The organism is Ruegeria sp. BHSC276 (genome assembly GCF_059612945.1).
Genome location: NZ_JBXWRP010000009.1, coordinates 130261 through 144781, shown reverse-complemented (window position 1 = coordinate 144781; position 14521 = coordinate 130261). Strand labels below are relative to the sequence as shown.

The 14521-nt window shown below is 62.8% G+C and carries 15 protein-coding genes and 2 pseudogenes; 13 read left to right on the top strand and 4 right to left on the bottom strand.

The window, feature by feature from the left end; translation table 11 throughout:
* Positions 1 to 22: 22 nt before the first annotated feature.
* Entirely contained in the window at positions 23 to 3310 is a 3288-nt protein-coding gene (locus tag AC2FMD_RS15575) for an adenylate/guanylate cyclase domain-containing protein (RefSeq protein WP_496795228.1), read from the bottom strand.
* Between the two features lie 593 nt (positions 3311 to 3903).
* On the opposite strand from AC2FMD_RS15575, the gene AC2FMD_RS15570 reads away from it, so the two are divergent.
* The 8 genes and pseudogenes from AC2FMD_RS15570 (at position 3904) to AC2FMD_RS15535 (ending at position 9046) form a co-directional block, all read left to right on the top strand.
* Positions 3904 to 4119 (top strand): 4Fe-4S binding protein, encoded by a 216-nt coding sequence (locus AC2FMD_RS15570; protein ID WP_496683424.1) that lies wholly within the window; start codon positions 3904 to 3906, stop codon positions 4117 to 4119.
* A complete protein-coding gene (locus AC2FMD_RS15565) occupies positions 4116 to 4403 on the top strand; it encodes a chaperone NapD (protein ID WP_496743139.1) in 288 nt (95 codons plus the stop codon). The genes AC2FMD_RS15570 and AC2FMD_RS15565 overlap by 4 nt, the downstream gene beginning before the upstream one ends.
* Positions 4400 to 6631 (top strand): annotated as a pseudogene (locus AC2FMD_RS15560) (molybdopterin-dependent oxidoreductase). The gene AC2FMD_RS15565 and the pseudogene AC2FMD_RS15560 overlap by 4 nt, the downstream one beginning before the upstream one ends.
* 27 nt (positions 6632 to 6658) lie before the next feature.
* The gene (locus AC2FMD_RS15555) at positions 6659 to 7078 is read left to right on the top strand and encodes a hypothetical protein (RefSeq protein ID WP_496795227.1); all 420 of its coding nucleotides are present in this window, start codon (positions 6659 to 6661) and stop codon (positions 7076 to 7078) included.
* Positions 7075 to 7323: a hypothetical protein gene (locus AC2FMD_RS15550; RefSeq protein WP_496795226.1), complete on the top strand. Its 249-nt coding sequence runs from the start codon at positions 7075 to 7077 to the stop codon at positions 7321 to 7323. Before AC2FMD_RS15555 ends, AC2FMD_RS15550 begins: the two co-directional genes overlap by 4 nt.
* A 20-nt stretch (positions 7324 to 7343) precedes the next feature.
* Positions 7344 to 7979, top strand: a complete 636-nt coding sequence (gene napH, locus AC2FMD_RS15545; RefSeq protein WP_496743143.1) for a quinol dehydrogenase ferredoxin subunit NapH — start codon at positions 7344 to 7346, stop codon at positions 7977 to 7979.
* Positions 7980 to 8183: 204 nt separating this feature from the next.
* Positions 8184 to 8429, top strand: a complete 246-nt coding sequence (locus tag AC2FMD_RS15540; protein ID WP_496795232.1) for a nitrate reductase cytochrome c-type subunit — start codon at positions 8184 to 8186, stop codon at positions 8427 to 8429.
* A gap of 30 nt (positions 8430 to 8459) precedes the next feature.
* A pseudogene (locus AC2FMD_RS15535) lies at positions 8460 to 9046 on the top strand (NapC/NirT family cytochrome c).
* An 81-nt stretch (positions 9047 to 9127) separates the two neighbouring features.
* Here the strand turns inward: AC2FMD_RS15535 and AC2FMD_RS15530 are convergent.
* The gene (locus tag AC2FMD_RS15530) at positions 9128 to 9928 is read right to left on the bottom strand and encodes a hypothetical protein (protein WP_496795225.1); all 801 of its coding nucleotides are present in this window, start codon (positions 9926 to 9928) and stop codon (positions 9128 to 9130) included.
* Positions 9929 to 9931: 3 nt separating this feature from the next.
* Positions 9932 to 10063 (bottom strand): hypothetical protein, encoded by a 132-nt coding sequence (locus AC2FMD_RS15525; RefSeq protein WP_496678654.1) that lies wholly within the window; start codon positions 10061 to 10063, stop codon positions 9932 to 9934.
* A gap of 519 nt (positions 10064 to 10582) precedes the next feature.
* On the opposite strand from AC2FMD_RS15525, the gene AC2FMD_RS15520 reads away from it, so the two are divergent.
* The 4 genes from AC2FMD_RS15520 (at position 10583) to AC2FMD_RS15505 (ending at position 12469) form a co-directional block, all read left to right on the top strand.
* Positions 10583 to 10948, top strand: a complete 366-nt coding sequence (locus AC2FMD_RS15520; RefSeq protein WP_496743579.1) for a hypothetical protein — start codon at positions 10583 to 10585, stop codon at positions 10946 to 10948.
* 227 nt (positions 10949 to 11175) lie between these two features.
* Positions 11176 to 11796, top strand: coding sequence for a 30S ribosomal protein S4 (gene rpsD, locus AC2FMD_RS15515; protein WP_005981478.1), 621 nt, complete (start codon positions 11176 to 11178; stop codon positions 11794 to 11796).
* 99 nt (positions 11797 to 11895) lie between these two features.
* Complete coding sequence (locus AC2FMD_RS15510; RefSeq protein ID WP_496678650.1) at positions 11896 to 12147, top strand: YqhA family protein; 252 nt, start codon at positions 11896 to 11898, stop codon at positions 12145 to 12147.
* 79 nt (positions 12148 to 12226) lie between these two features.
* On the top strand, positions 12227 to 12469 hold the full coding sequence (locus AC2FMD_RS15505; protein WP_496795224.1) for a hypothetical protein: 243 nt from the start codon (positions 12227 to 12229) through the stop codon (positions 12467 to 12469).
* 55 nt (positions 12470 to 12524) lie between these two features.
* On the opposite strand, the gene AC2FMD_RS15500 is transcribed toward AC2FMD_RS15505, so the two are convergent.
* The gene (locus AC2FMD_RS15500) at positions 12525 to 12986 is read right to left on the bottom strand and encodes an Lrp/AsnC family transcriptional regulator (RefSeq protein ID WP_496687204.1); all 462 of its coding nucleotides are present in this window, start codon (positions 12984 to 12986) and stop codon (positions 12525 to 12527) included.
* Positions 12987 to 13089: 103 nt separating this feature from the next.
* Here AC2FMD_RS15500 and AC2FMD_RS15495 point away from each other — a divergent pair, with 103 nt between their 5' ends.
* Positions 13090 to 14505, top strand: a complete 1416-nt coding sequence (locus tag AC2FMD_RS15495) for an aminotransferase class V-fold PLP-dependent enzyme (RefSeq protein ID WP_496795223.1) — start codon at positions 13090 to 13092, stop codon at positions 14503 to 14505.
* The last annotated feature ends 16 nt before the right edge of the window (positions 14506 to 14521 follow it).

Here is a 14521-nt window from a genome sequence, read left to right as displayed (position 1 = left end):
CCCTTTCGGTCTGATGTATCTGTCACTCCGCGGGTTCCGGCGCCAGGAAATCCAGGCTGCCGGTCAACGACCGCGATATGCCCATCTGTGCGAACCCGGATTGCAGCGCGTCGAATTCCGCATGGGTGCGGGGGTCCATCCCGGCGCGTCCGGCCTCGGCCAGGATACGGGTCTGGCGGATGGACAGATCGACCATCGGCAGGGGTTCCGAGGCGGTAAAGGTCGCAAGATCGTCGGCGAAGGCAACCGCGCGGTCCCAGTCGTGCCGCGCCAGCATCACCGCGCTGGCGTCGGTATAGAAATGTAGGTGGCTGTGGCCCACGCAACCCTCGGCGATGATGGCGGCGCCCTGCGCCAGCAGATCGTCTTGCCGATCGGGATCATCCAGCGCCAGCGCCAGTGCCGAAAGGGCTTTGGGGCCGACGAAGTTGCGTCCGTGTTCCAACGCGATGTCAACGGCCTGTCCCCCCGTTTCGCGCGCCGCGCTGACCTCTCCGATATAGGCCTGAGTCCGGGCAAGATGCTCCAGCGCCTGCGCCTCAAGCCGTTTGGCCCCAACGCGCTGGGCGATCGCGGCAGATTGGGCGAATGCGTCACGCGCGCCGTCGAGGTCTCCCTGAAAAGTACAGGCCACACCCAGACAGGTCTGGGCCACGCATTCGGGGACGAAGGCAAAGTATTTCTGGCTGATCTCGATGGCTTCCTGCGCGTCGGCGCGGCCCTGGGCGACGTCTCCGGAGTAGCTGCGGGCAACGCTCAGATTGTGCAGGTTGGCTGCCAGATCGCGCACCAGACCGTGTTCGCGTGCCCGCTCGACCGCCTGCGTGTAAAATGTGGCAGCCGTCTGCATGGTCGCGTTCATGAAATTGGCGTCGCCAAAGCCGCTGAGCGCGCCGACCTCCAGCCGCGCCGATCCCAGCTTGCGGGCCAGCTTCAGGGCGATTTCGTTGCTGTCCATGGCGTCCTGAACCCGGCCGAGCGGGAAATAGATGTTGCCCCGCACATAGTTGATCTGCGCCAGATCCCGTTCCAGACCGCTGCGTCTGGCGGCGGCTTCGGCAATCTCCAGGCTGTTCAGCGCATCCTGATACCGGCTGGCCTGACGGGCGGCCTGGGCCAGGCCGATATGGACCCGGCAGATCTGTTCGTCGCTGTCGGCCAGCGCCGCCGCTTCGCTGAATTCCCGCAGGGCGTCGTCGGACAGCCCCTGAAGCCGGTGGATTTCGGCGCGTGCGCAGTACAGGTCCAGCCGAACGTCCGGCGAGGCAGGCAATTCGAGGGCGCGCTCGATCAGGGGATTGGCATCGTCGAACTGGAACGACTGGATCAGGTTTTCTGCCGCCTCCAGATAGGCCAGGGCCGCATTCGGGGCGCCGGCCCGGTCCAGATGCCTTGCCCGCAAGGTGGCGTCTTTGCCTTCGTACCACCGGGCGGCCTGTTCATGCAGCCGGGCGCGTTCGGATTTGACCAGCGTCGCGTACGAGCCGTCGCGGATCAGGGCGTGAGCGAACATCAGATCGGACCCGGTTTCGCGGATCAGCGCGGTGCGGGTCAGGGTCGAGATGTCCAGTTGATCTTCGCCCAGCAGAAAGCTCAGAACCTCGGGCGAGAACCGTTGCCCCAGAACCGAGGCCGACTGGATCGCCGCCCGGCTGCTCCGGTCCAGCCCGTCCAGCCGCGATTGCACGATACCCTGGATGCTGCCCGGAACGGTTTCGCGGGTCAGGGCATCGATGTTGCGCAGCAATTGTTCAAGAAACAGGGGGTTGCCGCCCGCACGCTGAACGCAGGTTTCCAGAAGCGCGGGGTCGATGGCAGTGAATTCCTCGACCAGCATGCGGGCCTGCGCGTCACCCATCGGGGACAATTCCAGTTTCGAGATAAGCGCGCCGTCGGTGGCCATTTCCCAATCGCGATCAATCGGATCGCCTTCCACCCGACTTGTCATCTGAAGGACACAGGGCAGATCCCGCGTTGCCGCAGCGATCTGGCAGCATTGGGTCAGGATCTCGGGCGAGGCCCAGTGGATGTCCTCGACCTGGATCAGCAGGGGGGTCTCGCGGCTGCGGGCCCTCAGCAGATCTTCGATTACCTGACGCCGGCCGCGCATGCGCGCGGCGTTGTCCATCGCCGCATACACCTCGGCCAGGCCGGGCTCTTGTTCGAGGTCGAGCAGGGCGCTCAGATGGGCCGAACCGGCCGGGCTGACCCAGCCCCGGTCGATGGCTTGCCGGACGGCGTCGGCTCCTGCACCGCGGGCGTCCGATGGGTCCAGTCCCATCAGGCTTCGGGCGATGGACTGGATGGCGGAATGCCCTTCGCGGGTCCCGAAATCCATCACCACGCCGGAATGCACGGCGTAGGACAGGCTTTCGGCCAGGTCCGCCACCTGTTCGGAAAAGTGGGTCTTGCCGATGCCGGGTTCGCCCAGAACGATATGCACCTCGCCCTTGCCGTGTTGCTTGCAGCGGTCGAATGTGGCCGAGAACAGCGACAGCTCGCGGGCGCGTCCGATGAACTTGTGCCGGCGCGCGCGGATGTTCCGGGTCAGGCGATCCAGGCGCCAGACTTCGACATCCTTGTTCAGGCCCTTGATGGCCTTCGTGCCGATCGCCTCGCCGACGAACAGCGGCCCCAGGGCCCTCTGGATGTCGTGCGACACCAGTGTCTCGCCCGGGGCCGAGATATCGGTCAGGCGCGAGGCCAGGTTCACGCCGTCGCCCGTCACCGTGTATTCGGTATGGGCCGCGCTGCCGGTGTTGCTGGCGATGACCTGCCCCGAGGCGATGCCGATATGGCACGACAGCGGCGGGTCCAGCGTGGGCAAGGCGGCGTGGATCTCCAGCGCGGCGCGTGCGGCCCGTTCGGTGTCGTTGGTATGCGAGATCGGCGCTCCGAACACGGCCATCACGGCGTCGCCGATATGCTTGTCGATCCGGCCACCGTACTTTTCGACCGCGCGATCGACCTTGCCGAAGAATGCGTTCAAAAGGGCGTGGATGTCCTCGGCGTCGCGCTCGCTGGACAGTTTCGTGAACCCGGTCAGGTCGGCGAACAGAACGGTGACCTGCCGTCTCGCCGGTTCCGGCGCGGTCGCAGGCTGGTAGGGGGTAACGGTTTCGGGTTCATCCAGTTCGGCGATGGCGCGCAGCAGCCGCCGGCGGTCGCCCACGGCGGTGACGCCGATCTCGCGCAGGTCCTCTCCCGTCAATTCGGGAAGGATCGCCAGATCGATCTTGTTGTCCGTGAACGCCTGGGCGTAGTCCGACAACCCAAGCGCGCTCAGCCATTCCTTCAGGTCGCCAGACATCGGGGCCCTCAGAAGCATCCACCCAAGCGCAGCCTAGACCAGAACACAGGGCCGAGTCTGCATTTTTCGTGCCAAAGGCGTATGATGTCTATGCATTTACTGGGGCGCCCTTCCCGAGACCGAGCCATACCTACAGGCAGATTCCAAGCTCTCAGCCTTGCAAAAACCTGAGTGCAGGCCTGTCGATTTGTCAGGGCAATACCGGCTGCGACTTGATCCAGATTAAGTCGACATTGACTCGCGCAGACTATGCACGCAGCACGAACGGAGTACCACGCATGTTGAACAAACTGGTAGGCGGCACATGTCTGCAGTCGCAAGCAGGCGGGTGTTCCTGACGGTGCGCCTGTCTTGCGAAGACGACGGAGCAATGTGGCCGCCGGGAGCGGACCGCGACAATTTCCCCGATCTCTGAACGAGTTGCGGCGACTGTGTCGCGGCTTGCCCCGAGAAGGGTCTGGTGCTGAACGCCCGCGCCTGCCGGTTTTCCAGCCGCAGGATGCGGGCTGTACCTTCTGCGGCGACTGCACCAATGTGTGCAAGACCAAGGCGCTGGACCTGGCCCGGTTTGCCTATGGCCGTGGCGCGCGCAGGTGGCCGCTACCAGCCTGTCTATGAACGCGGTCAGCTGCCGGATCTGTCAGGACTGTTGCGACCAGGGCGCCATCGGGTTTCGTTTGAAGACCGGCGGATTGGCCGACCCCGTCCTGAACGAAGACGCCTGCATCGGCTGCGGAGCCTGCGCCACCGCATGTCCTGCGGGCGCGATCACGTTGCAGCGGGCACAACATCTGGAGGCCGCCGAATGAATATCTGCGGATGCCTGGTTCATCTCGCGCCGACCTACACCGCCTCGGCCCGGTCGGCAATTGCCGGGTTCGACGGGGTCGAAATCCATGCCGAGGCCGAGGATGGCCGGTTCGTGGTGATCGTCGAGGATACGCCCGAACGCCTAGCCTCGGAGACGATCATGGACCTGCACCAGATCCCCGGGGTCGTGTCCCTGACCTATCACCATTTCGAAGATCTCGCGGCGACCCGCCCGCGTCCTGAAACTCCCAGCCAAGATTCCAGCCGGCGGCCCTCGTCATGATCATTTCCGAATCTCGCCGCACGTTTCTGAAAGCAACTGCCGCCGCGACAGCGTCTGCGGCCGGTATCCCGATGGCAACGGGCCAGGCTGCGGCCCAAGTCGCCAATGCCGACATCCGCTGGGACAAGGCACCGTGCCGGTTCTGCGGTACGGGCTGCTCGGTTCTGGTGGGCGCCAAGGATGGCCGCGTGGTCGCCACCCAGGGCGACCCGGACGCGCCGGTGAACCGGGGGCTGAACTGCATCAAGGGCTATTTCCTGTCCAAGATCATGTACGGCAAGGACCGTCTGACCACCCCACTGCTGCGCAAGTCGAACGGCGTCTAGGACAAGAACGGCGAGTTCTAGCCCGTCAGCTGGGACGAAGGCTTCGACGTGATGGCCCAGAAGTGGAAAGAGGCGCTGGTCAAGAAAAGTCCGACCATCGTGGGCATGTTCGGCTCAGGGCAGTGGACCGTGTGGGAGGGCTATGCCGCGGCCAAGCTGATGAAGGCCTGGTTCCGATCGAACAACATCGACCCGAACGCGCGGCACTGCATGGCCTCGGCCGTGGTGGGCTTCATGCGCCCTTCGGCATCGACGGACCCATGGGCTGCTATGACGACCTCGAACATGGCCGAGATGCACCCGATTCGGTGGTCGCGCCTGACTGATACGCGCCTGACCAAGCCGGCGCGCAGGTGCATGTGCTGTCCACCTTCGAGCACCGCTCGTTCGAGCTGGCCGACAACGGCATCATCTTCAAGCCGCAGACCGACCCGGCGATCCTGAACTACATCGCCAACTACATCATCCAGACCGGCGCGGTGAACGAGGACTTCGTCAAGAACCACGTCAACATCACCAAGACCGCCACCGACATCGGCTACGGCCTGCGCGAGACCCACCCGCTGCAACAGGCCGCGGCGCATCCGGACTCGGGCAAGCTGGAGCCGATCTCGTTCGAGGAATATTCTGCCTCGGTCGCGGATTACACGCTGGAATACGTGTCCGAGCTGTCGGGCGTGCCGGCGAGCCAGCTCGAGCGACTGGCCAAGGAATATGCCGATCCGAACCGCAAGATCGCCGAGACCAATTGGAACATCCCCGCAGGCACCATCCCGGCCAAGCTGGGTTTCCACGCGGTTCTGCAGCACCGCAAACTGAAGGATGGCGACCTGAACGTCTATTGGGTGCCGTGCAACAACAACATGCAGGCCGCGCCCAACATGAACGAAGAGGGCTATCCCGGCTATCGCAACCCCGACAACTTCATCGTCGTGTCGGACCCGTACCCGACCGTCACCGCGGTTTCGGCCGACCTGATCCTGCCCACCGCCATGTGGGTCGAGAAGGAGGGCGCCTATGGCAACGCCGAACGCCGCACCCAGTTCTGGCGTAAGCAGGTCAAGGCCCCCGGGCGATGCCAAGTCGGACCTGTGGCAGCAGATGGAGTTCTCGAAACGCTTCACCGTCGAGGAGGTCTGGGACGAAGAACTGCTTGCCAAGATGCCCGAGCATCGCGGCAAGACCCTGTTCGAGGTGCTGTTCGCCAACGGTAAGGTCGACAAATATCCGCTGTCGGAGACCGCTGAAGGGGTCCACAACGACGAACCCGAGCATTTCGGGTTCTAAGTCCAGAAGGGCCTGTTCGAGGAATATTCCAGCTTTGGCCGCGGCAAGGCGCATGACCTTGCACCGTTCGAAACCTATCATCAGGCGCGCGGGCTGCGCTGGCCGGTCGTGGACGGGAAAGAGACGCTCTTTCGCTTCCGCGAAGGCTATGACCCGTATGTGCCCGAAGGCGCCGAGGTGAAATTCTATGGCCACAAGGACGGCAAGGCCAAGATCATCTTTGCGCCCTACAAGCCGGCGGCCGAGGAGCTGGACGAGGAATACGATCTGTGGCTGTGCACCGGCCGGGTGCTGGAGCACTGGCATTCCGGGGCGATGACCCGCCGCGTGCCCGAGTTGCACCGCGCCTTCCCCGCCGCCGTGGTGTTCATGCACCCCGAGGACGCCAAGGAACGCGGCGTGCGCCGCGGGCAAGAGATCGTGCTGTCTACCCGCCGCGGCAAAGTGATCAGCCGCGTCGAGATCCGCGGGCGCAACAAAGTGCCGCGTGGCCTCGTGCTCATGCCGTGGTTCGACGAGGGCCAGCTGACCAACAAGCTGACACTGGATGCGACCTGTCCGCTGTCGAAAGAGACGGACTTCAAGAAATGCGCCTGCAACGTTGAGCGGGCGTAAGGGCAGGGGTCGCAAAGGTCGGGTGTGATGTCTTTGGTCGGCAAACCTCTTTCGCCGCAACGGCGCCGGTTCCTGCAGGATTCGGCGCGCGCGGCGGGTGGCTGTTTGGTCGCCGGGTCGTTGCTGGCCTTTCTGGCCCGCGACGCCCGCGCCCTGCCGGCCGAGGCCCTGCGGCCGCCGGGGGCGTTGCCCGAAGATGGCTTTCTGGACGCCTGCATCCGCTGCGGGCTGTGCGTCCGCGACTGTCCCTGTGAAACGCTGAAGCTGGCCGAGTTGGGTCTCGATGCGGTGGCGACCGGCACGCCGTACTTCATCGCTCGCGATGCGCCCTGCGAGATGTGCGAAGACATCCCCTGTGTCGCGGCCTGCCGGACCGGGGCGCTGGACAACCTTGCCGCACCGGGCGGGTACGAACCGGGTTACAACCTTCCAGGGGCAGGCCAATGACGGCGCGCGCGCATATGCCCGTCGGGCACGAGGCCCGCGAGGTCAAAGGATGGGTCGGCGCGCATCGTTTCCTGCTGCTGCGGCGCTTCAGTCAGGTTTTCTTTCTGGCGCTGTTCCTGCTGGGGCCGTGGTTCGGCATCTGGATCGTCAAGGGCACGCTGGCCGGATCGCTGACGCTGGACCTGCTGCCGCTGACTGATCCGTTCATCCTGCTGCAGGAGCTGATGGCTGGCCACTGGCGCTGATCCGCGGGCTGATCGTTCTGGTGACCTATGCGCTGATTGGCGGGCGGGTCTGTTGTTCCTGGGTGTGCCCGATCAAACCTGTTACGGACGCCCCGCATTGGCTGCACCTTCGGCTGGACCTGCCCAAGGGCTGGCAGCCCAAACGCAGCACCCGGCTGTGGATATTGGCGACCGTTTTGATCGTGTCGGCCCTGACCGGCGTAATCGCATGGGAACTGGTGAACCCCATCACAATGCTGCACCGCGGGCTGATCTTTGGCATGGGTTTTTTCTGGGCGATGGTCGTGGCGATTTTTGATTTTGACCTGTTCGTGGCTCGGCATGGCTGGTGTGGCCATATCTGCCCGGTCGGGGCCTTCTACGGCCTGATCGGCGCCAAAAGCCTGCTGCGGGTCAGCGCCACCAACCACGCCGCCTGCGATGACTGCATGGATTGCTATGCGGTCTGCCCGGAAAACCAGGTGATCTCGCCCGCACTGAAGGGCAAGCCGGAATCCAGCCCGCTGATCCTGTCGCCCGATTGCACAACATGCGGCCGCTGCATCGATGTGTGCTCGGTCGATGTCTTCAAACTTACCCACCGGTTCGATGACGCCGACGTCGCGCCACCCGATCCAGCCGCCGCGCCTCAGGCGCGTGCCGCCAGACCTGTATAAGGGAGTGCCAAGATGAGAAAATCGATAGCGACAGGCGCAATGGCCCTGATCCCAGTGCTTATTGTGGGTGGGCTTGCCTTTGCGCAATCCGCCTAGGTGTCGACCTCGCGCGGTGCGGATGTGGATGAGCCCGTCATCCTGGACGAGGTCCACCGCAACGTCGAGGGCCGCATGCAGCGCAACTATCGCCAGCAGCCGCCGTAGATCCCGCACAAGATCGACCAGTACCAGATCGACATCCGCACCAATCAATACCTGTCCTGCCACGACTGGACCAAGGCCGGTGAGCGCAACGCGCCGACCCTGTCGATGACCCACTATCTGGATCGCGAAGGCAACGAGCTCGATCAGATCGCGGGCACTCGGTATTTCTGCAACCAGTGCCACGTGCCGCAGGCGGATGTGCCAGCCCTGATCGACAACCTGTTCCAGCTCTCGGCCGGAAACTGATCCAGCTTCGGACTGAAAGGAGCACCCGAAATGGCAGACTCTCCTGAAAAGCGCGGCTTGATCGGCCGCATCTGGGCGTGGATCTGGACACCGGCCGCCGCGTTCAGCGCAGGCTTTCTGGTCTTGGCGGGCTTTCTGGCCGGCATCCTGTTCTGGGGTGGTTTCCACTGGACGCTTGAGATGACGAATACCGAAGAATTCTGCGTCTCGTGCCACACGATGGAAACCAACCTTGGCAATACCGGGAAACGATCCACTACAACAACCACTCCGGCGTACGGGTCATCTGTTCCAATTGCCACGTGCCCAAGGAATGGAGCTTTAAGATCGAAGCCAAGATCATGGCAGTGAAAGACGTCTATCACGAGCTGGTCGGCACCGTCAGCACGCCCGAGAAATACGAGGATCACCGCCTGCAGATGGCCTCGGCTGTCTGGAAAAAGATAAAGACTTCGGACAGCCGCGAATGCCGCAACTGTCACAATTTCGAATACATGGACTTCACCATTCAGGAAACGCGCGGCGCCAACGAGCACCAGCGTGCGATCGACGAGAACATGACCTGCATCGACTGCCACCAGGGCATCGCGCACAGCCTGCCGCCGGGTTATCTGTAAGAGTATCAGAAAGTGGTCGCATCGCTGGAGCCGGTGACCGGCACCGAGGTGGCGCAAAGTATCGGCGCGGCCGAGATCCGGTCATTCCTGAACAGCAGAACCGACTAGGAGTGGCACGGCATGCTTGAGATTTTGGGAACGATCGGCGGCAACATCCTGAGCCTGCCCGGCATTCTGGGCCTTGCGCTGGGCATGATGACGCGCAAGCTGTGGCTGGGTGCGGTTCTGTGTGCGGCCGTGGGTTTGCTGGAAACCCTGGCCTTTGCCAATTGGCAGTTCAGCAATGTCGAAACGCTGGAGTTGTCGATCGGAGTTCTGGTCGGTTTGCTGGCAGGCACCGTGGGCAGCGCCATCCGGATCAAGGGCGCCACGGTCTGAGGTTCGGGGCGCGCGCGGGGGCGGCGACCAAGTCTCAGTCCTAGCGCTTCTTGAGGTGCCGGATAATCGCATGGCAAGCAGTCGGGCCAGCCCCGGGGTCATGGTGCCAAGCGGGTCGCGCAAAACGGCCTTGAGGCCCTGCACCGTATCGCGGGCTTCGGCCGGCGTGTCCTGAAATTCGGCCTCGATATCCGCGATCGCCATGTTGCGCAGCTTGGCCACCGGCGCGGTGTCGGTTTCGGCGCTGATCGAATTGGCAACGACCAGAAAAACCAACGCCACACCAAGATTGACCACCCCAGCGACCAGAGGGGCCACCGGTTTCGACATGGTGGTCGTCAGGACAAAATAGCCCGCGATGTTCAGCATCACGACGGCCAGCGCCGCCGCCAACCCCGCGGCTGCGAAAAAGCCCGTACTTTTCGCCAGAACCGTCAGGTTGCGCTGGGCAATCAGGCGTTCGGTTCGCAGAATGATGGACGCGTTTCGTGAAATGCGGCTCATCTGTCACCCTCCTGGCGCGCGGCCTATCATGTAGCGCAGGGCACACACCCCGAGGGCGAACAGGATCGCCTTCTTGTGGGGCAGCGAATCCAGTTCGGTCAGGACGTCATCAAGCTCGCTGGACCATTCGTCCAACGTTTCCGGCAGCTTCTCGGAGAGGTCGCTTTTCGCGGCCTTCGCGTCGGACTCTAACGAGGCCTAGGGGCTGTTGTTTCGACCGTTCTTCGAGCTGGCGTTTCAAATCTGCGACCTGCTTTTCAAGCTCGGCCTTGGTGACCATGGGTCTTTCTTTCTGCTGTCCGAGGGGTGCGTCGCCGTGTCGGTGGAATTTATGACTACGCGACAGTCCCATGTTGAGACATCGGGCAAGCAGCAGCACGCCCCGGGCTGAAAATCCGTTTTTCGCAGCGGGAATTATCATCTTGATTTGACAGAGGTGCAACATTTTCGTGATAGCTGCATTTCCGTCTCTTTTCCGCCCGATTCTTCCTTGATAGGTGTGCCCGCGTAAGGGGTGATACGTTAAAAGGTTTGGGCAGGCAGATGAACGCCAAGTATGACAATCGCGCAGCGGTTTTTTGGTCGCAGACGGAAATCGACGGTTTGGAAGCGGCGCCCTTGGCCGATTTGACCGTCGGGTCCGCCTGGTCTTTGATGGGCCGGGTCACCTATCTGCGCGATGTCGGGCACGTGATGTCCGCGCAAGCGGTGGCATCAGCAAGCAGGGCGGCGCAGTCACGGTCGGTTTCGCAGCTGTCCGGGTTTGAACCGTACGCGCCGATTGCCAGGGTTGTGCTGACAAATGGCGCTCAGAGTTTCGAGGCGGAATTGGCGCTTGTCGATGGCGCCAAAGAGCCGGTGTTGTTCTTCGAAAACGGATGCCCCGCCCGTGGTCAGGAATTCTGGGTCAGCGCGGTGAACGCGGTCACCTGGACCGACGCGCACGGCGCGACCCAAGCGAACGTGCTTGCTTTCCCGCCGAATGCGGCAAAGGGCCGGGGGCGGGCTTGCGCGATATAGGTTGCAGTTTTCGGCGCGGATTTCCTTGGTCCGCCGAGACCGGCCGTTCACCCTTTTGGCGGAATTGTTACGCATGCGTGTTGACTCTGCAGGTTCGGCAGATATAAGCGCGGCTCCATTGGTGTTGGTGGCCCCCGCAAGGGGATGCCTGTCATGGGGGAGACCTCAAGAGGACAACGCCCTTCATAGTGGCCCGCTGGGCCTCGACCTAACGAAGGAGATCAGCCGTGACCAAACGCACGTCTGCCAAGTACAAAATCGACCGCCGGATGGGCGAAAACATCTGGGGTCGTCCGAAATCCCCGGTCAACCGCCGCGAATACGGCCCCGGCCAGCACGGCCAGCGCCGCAAGGGCAAGCTGTCGGACTTTGGCCTGCAGCTGCGCGCCAAGCAGAAGCTGAAAGGCTACTACGGCGACCTGACCGAAAAGCAGTTCCGCCGCATCTACGCCGAAGCCGAGCGTGTGAAGGGCGATACCGGTGAAAACCTGATCGGCCTGCTGGAGCGCCGTCTGGACGCCGTGGTCTATCGCGCCAAGTTCGTGCCGACCGTGTTCGCCGCACGTCAATTCGTGAACCACGGCCACGTCAAGGTGAACGGCAAGCGGGTGAACATCCCCAGCTACCGCGTCAAGGAAGGCGACGTGATCGAGGTCCGCGACAAGTCCAAGCAGCTGGCCGTCGTTCTGGAAGCGGTTGCCCTGGCCGAGCGTGACGTGCCGGATTACTTGGATGTCGACCACTCGAAGATGACCGCGACCTTCGTGCGCACCCCGTCGCTGGGCGACGTGCCGTACCCGGTCATGATGGAACCCAACCTGGTCGTCGAATTCTACGCCAAGAACTAAGACGGCGGCATTCGCGAATTTGGGGCCGTACGCTGCAAGGCGTGCGGCCCTTTTCGTTGTCATGTCCGTGCGCGCTTCCTGTCAAGGAAAGGGAGTCCCGTGCCCGCCAAACTCAGAATCGAGCATATCCTCGAACGAACCATCTGTGCGCTGCGTTGGCTCATGGCGCAGGTCTATCTGGGCCTCGGCCTAACCATCGGTCTTTTGATGGTCGTGTTCCTGCGCGAGCTTGCCCACTATCTGCCGCAGGCCATGGAGATGAGCGCTGAAACCGCGATCCTGACGGCTCTGACGTTGATCGACCTGTGTCTGGTCGGCAACCTGATGGTCATTGTGCTGATGTCGGGCTAAGAGAATTTCGTGTCGAAATTCGATCTGGACAGCGTCGACGACTGGCTGGCCTGGTTGGACAAGATCGATTTTTCCGAGCTTGAAGATCAAACTTCTGGGCTCGATCGTGGAAATTTCGGCGATCCATCTTCTGAAGCTGTTGATGGAGATCAGCAAGGAAAAGGATGCGCCTGTTGATGCCAAGCAGATCCGGTGGTTTTCTGCGATTCATGCGGTTCTGGTCGCTTCGGGCCTTCTGCTGGGGGGTATGGATTGGCTGAAGGAGCGAGCCGTCCCGGCCCATCACGGCACAATCAAGAACGGCCGGGCGTCGGATCACTGACACCCCGCGCGGGCCGGCGGGGCCGTATATCGGCCCGGCCTCGGCCACGCAGAGTTTAAAGAGGCAGCGGTCGTCCTTCGGCAATGGCCTCCATCGCGAAATACGAGGTCACGCTGTCCAACTCGACCTTCTCGATCAGGCGCTGATAAACCTTGTCATAACTCGCCATATCCTGCGTTACGACCTTCAGCTGATAGTCATAGTCGCCGCCGATCCGGTGGAAATCCACAACCTCGGGAATGGTGAGGACATGGCTGCGAAAGGCCTTCAGCCACTCAGCCGAGTGGTGACGCGTGCGCAGCATCACGAACACCACCAGGTTCAACCCCAGTTTCTCGCGCGCGATCCGGGCTGTCGACCCCGTGAGCACACCCGCGTCGTTCAGCGCCTTGAGGCGTCGCCAGCACGCGTTTTGAGACAGGCCGACACGCTCGGCCAGTTCCCGCTGGGACAGAGTCGCGTCCTTTTGCAGTTCGCGAAGAAGGCGTGTGTCAATTTGATCTATTTTTTCGATCATGATGGAACATATGACCCATGATCTCGGTAAATCAAGCAAAGAAAGGTGAAATTATCTCGCGAAAACCCGATCATATTCAGGGGCGCAATATGGAGCCGATGACATGACCCTGTCCCATTTTCGTGCAGAAATCCAAGCCGCCACTCGTAAGTCGACCCTGCGCGACGGGCTGATCGGAGAGAACGTTCTGATCCCGGGTCTGCATGGGGACGTGCCGCTTGTGTACGCGGATTACGTTGCCTCGGGCCGCGCATTGCGGCAGGTCGAGGATTTTGTGGCCCAGCATGTGTTGCCGTTCTATGCGAACAGTCACACCGAGGCCTCCTATTGCGGTTCCTACATGACGCGACTGCGCCGCGAAGCGCGCGCGGAAATAGCCCGCATCGTTGGCGCGAGGGGAGATGACGCGGTGATCTTCACCGGGTCCGGTGCCACTGCGGGGCTCAACCGGCTGGTCAGTTTGATGGGAGTGCAAGAGGCTGACCGGCCGGTTGTCTTGATCGGCCCGTACGAGCACCATTCGAACATCCTGCCCTGGCGCGAGAGCAAGGCGCAGGTCATCGAGATCCCCGAAGGCCCCGAGGGCGGGCCGGACATGGCGGTGCTGGAACAGACGCTGATCGAGCATTCGGATTCGGATCTGGTGATCGGGTCATTTTCGGCGGCGTCGAACGTTACGGGCGTGATCACCGACCCCGATCCGGTGACGCGGCTGCTGAAACGGCACGGGGCGCGCGCGGTCTGGGATTACGCCGGGGGTGGGCCCTATCTGCCGATGGATATGGGGCCGGACGATGCGCGCAAGGATGCCATCGTCGTGTCTCCGCACAAGTTTCCGGGAGGGCCGGGGGCTTCGGGTGTTCTGATCGTGACCCAGAGCGCCGTGCGCCGCACCTGTCCCAGCTGGCCGGGCGGGGGCACGGTCAGCTTCGTTTCGCCCTGGCGCCACGACTACAGCTCCGATCTGGCCACCCGCGAGGAGGCGGGAACCCCGAACGTGATCGGCGACATCCGCGCAGCCCTGGCCTTCATCGTCAAGGATGCCGTGGGCACCGACGAGATCGCCCGGCGCGAGGCGCTGTACAACCGCATGGCGCTGGAGGGATGGCGTGACAACCCGAACCTGACACTGTTGGGTGTGGATCACCCGCACCGCCTGCCGATCTTTTCCTTCCTGGTGCGCGACAACACAGGGCAACCGGTGCACCAACAGCTATTCACCCGGATGCTCAGCGACATCTATGGGATTCAGGCGCGCGGCGGTTGCGCCTGCGCCGGTCCCTATGCGCATCGGCTGCTGGGCATCGACAAGGCGGCCTCGGAGGCGCTGCACGCGGCGTTGTCGGCCGGGGAAGAGATGAAGAAACCGGGTTGGGTGCGGCTGAACTTCTCGTACATGATGACCGAGGACACGGTTCAGTTCATCATCGACAGCGTCAATGACCTGTCGCGCCGCACGCAGGAATACGCCCCGTTCTACGCCGCCGATCCGGCAACCGCCCGCTTCAAGGCGGCGTGACGGAATTGCCGCTTTT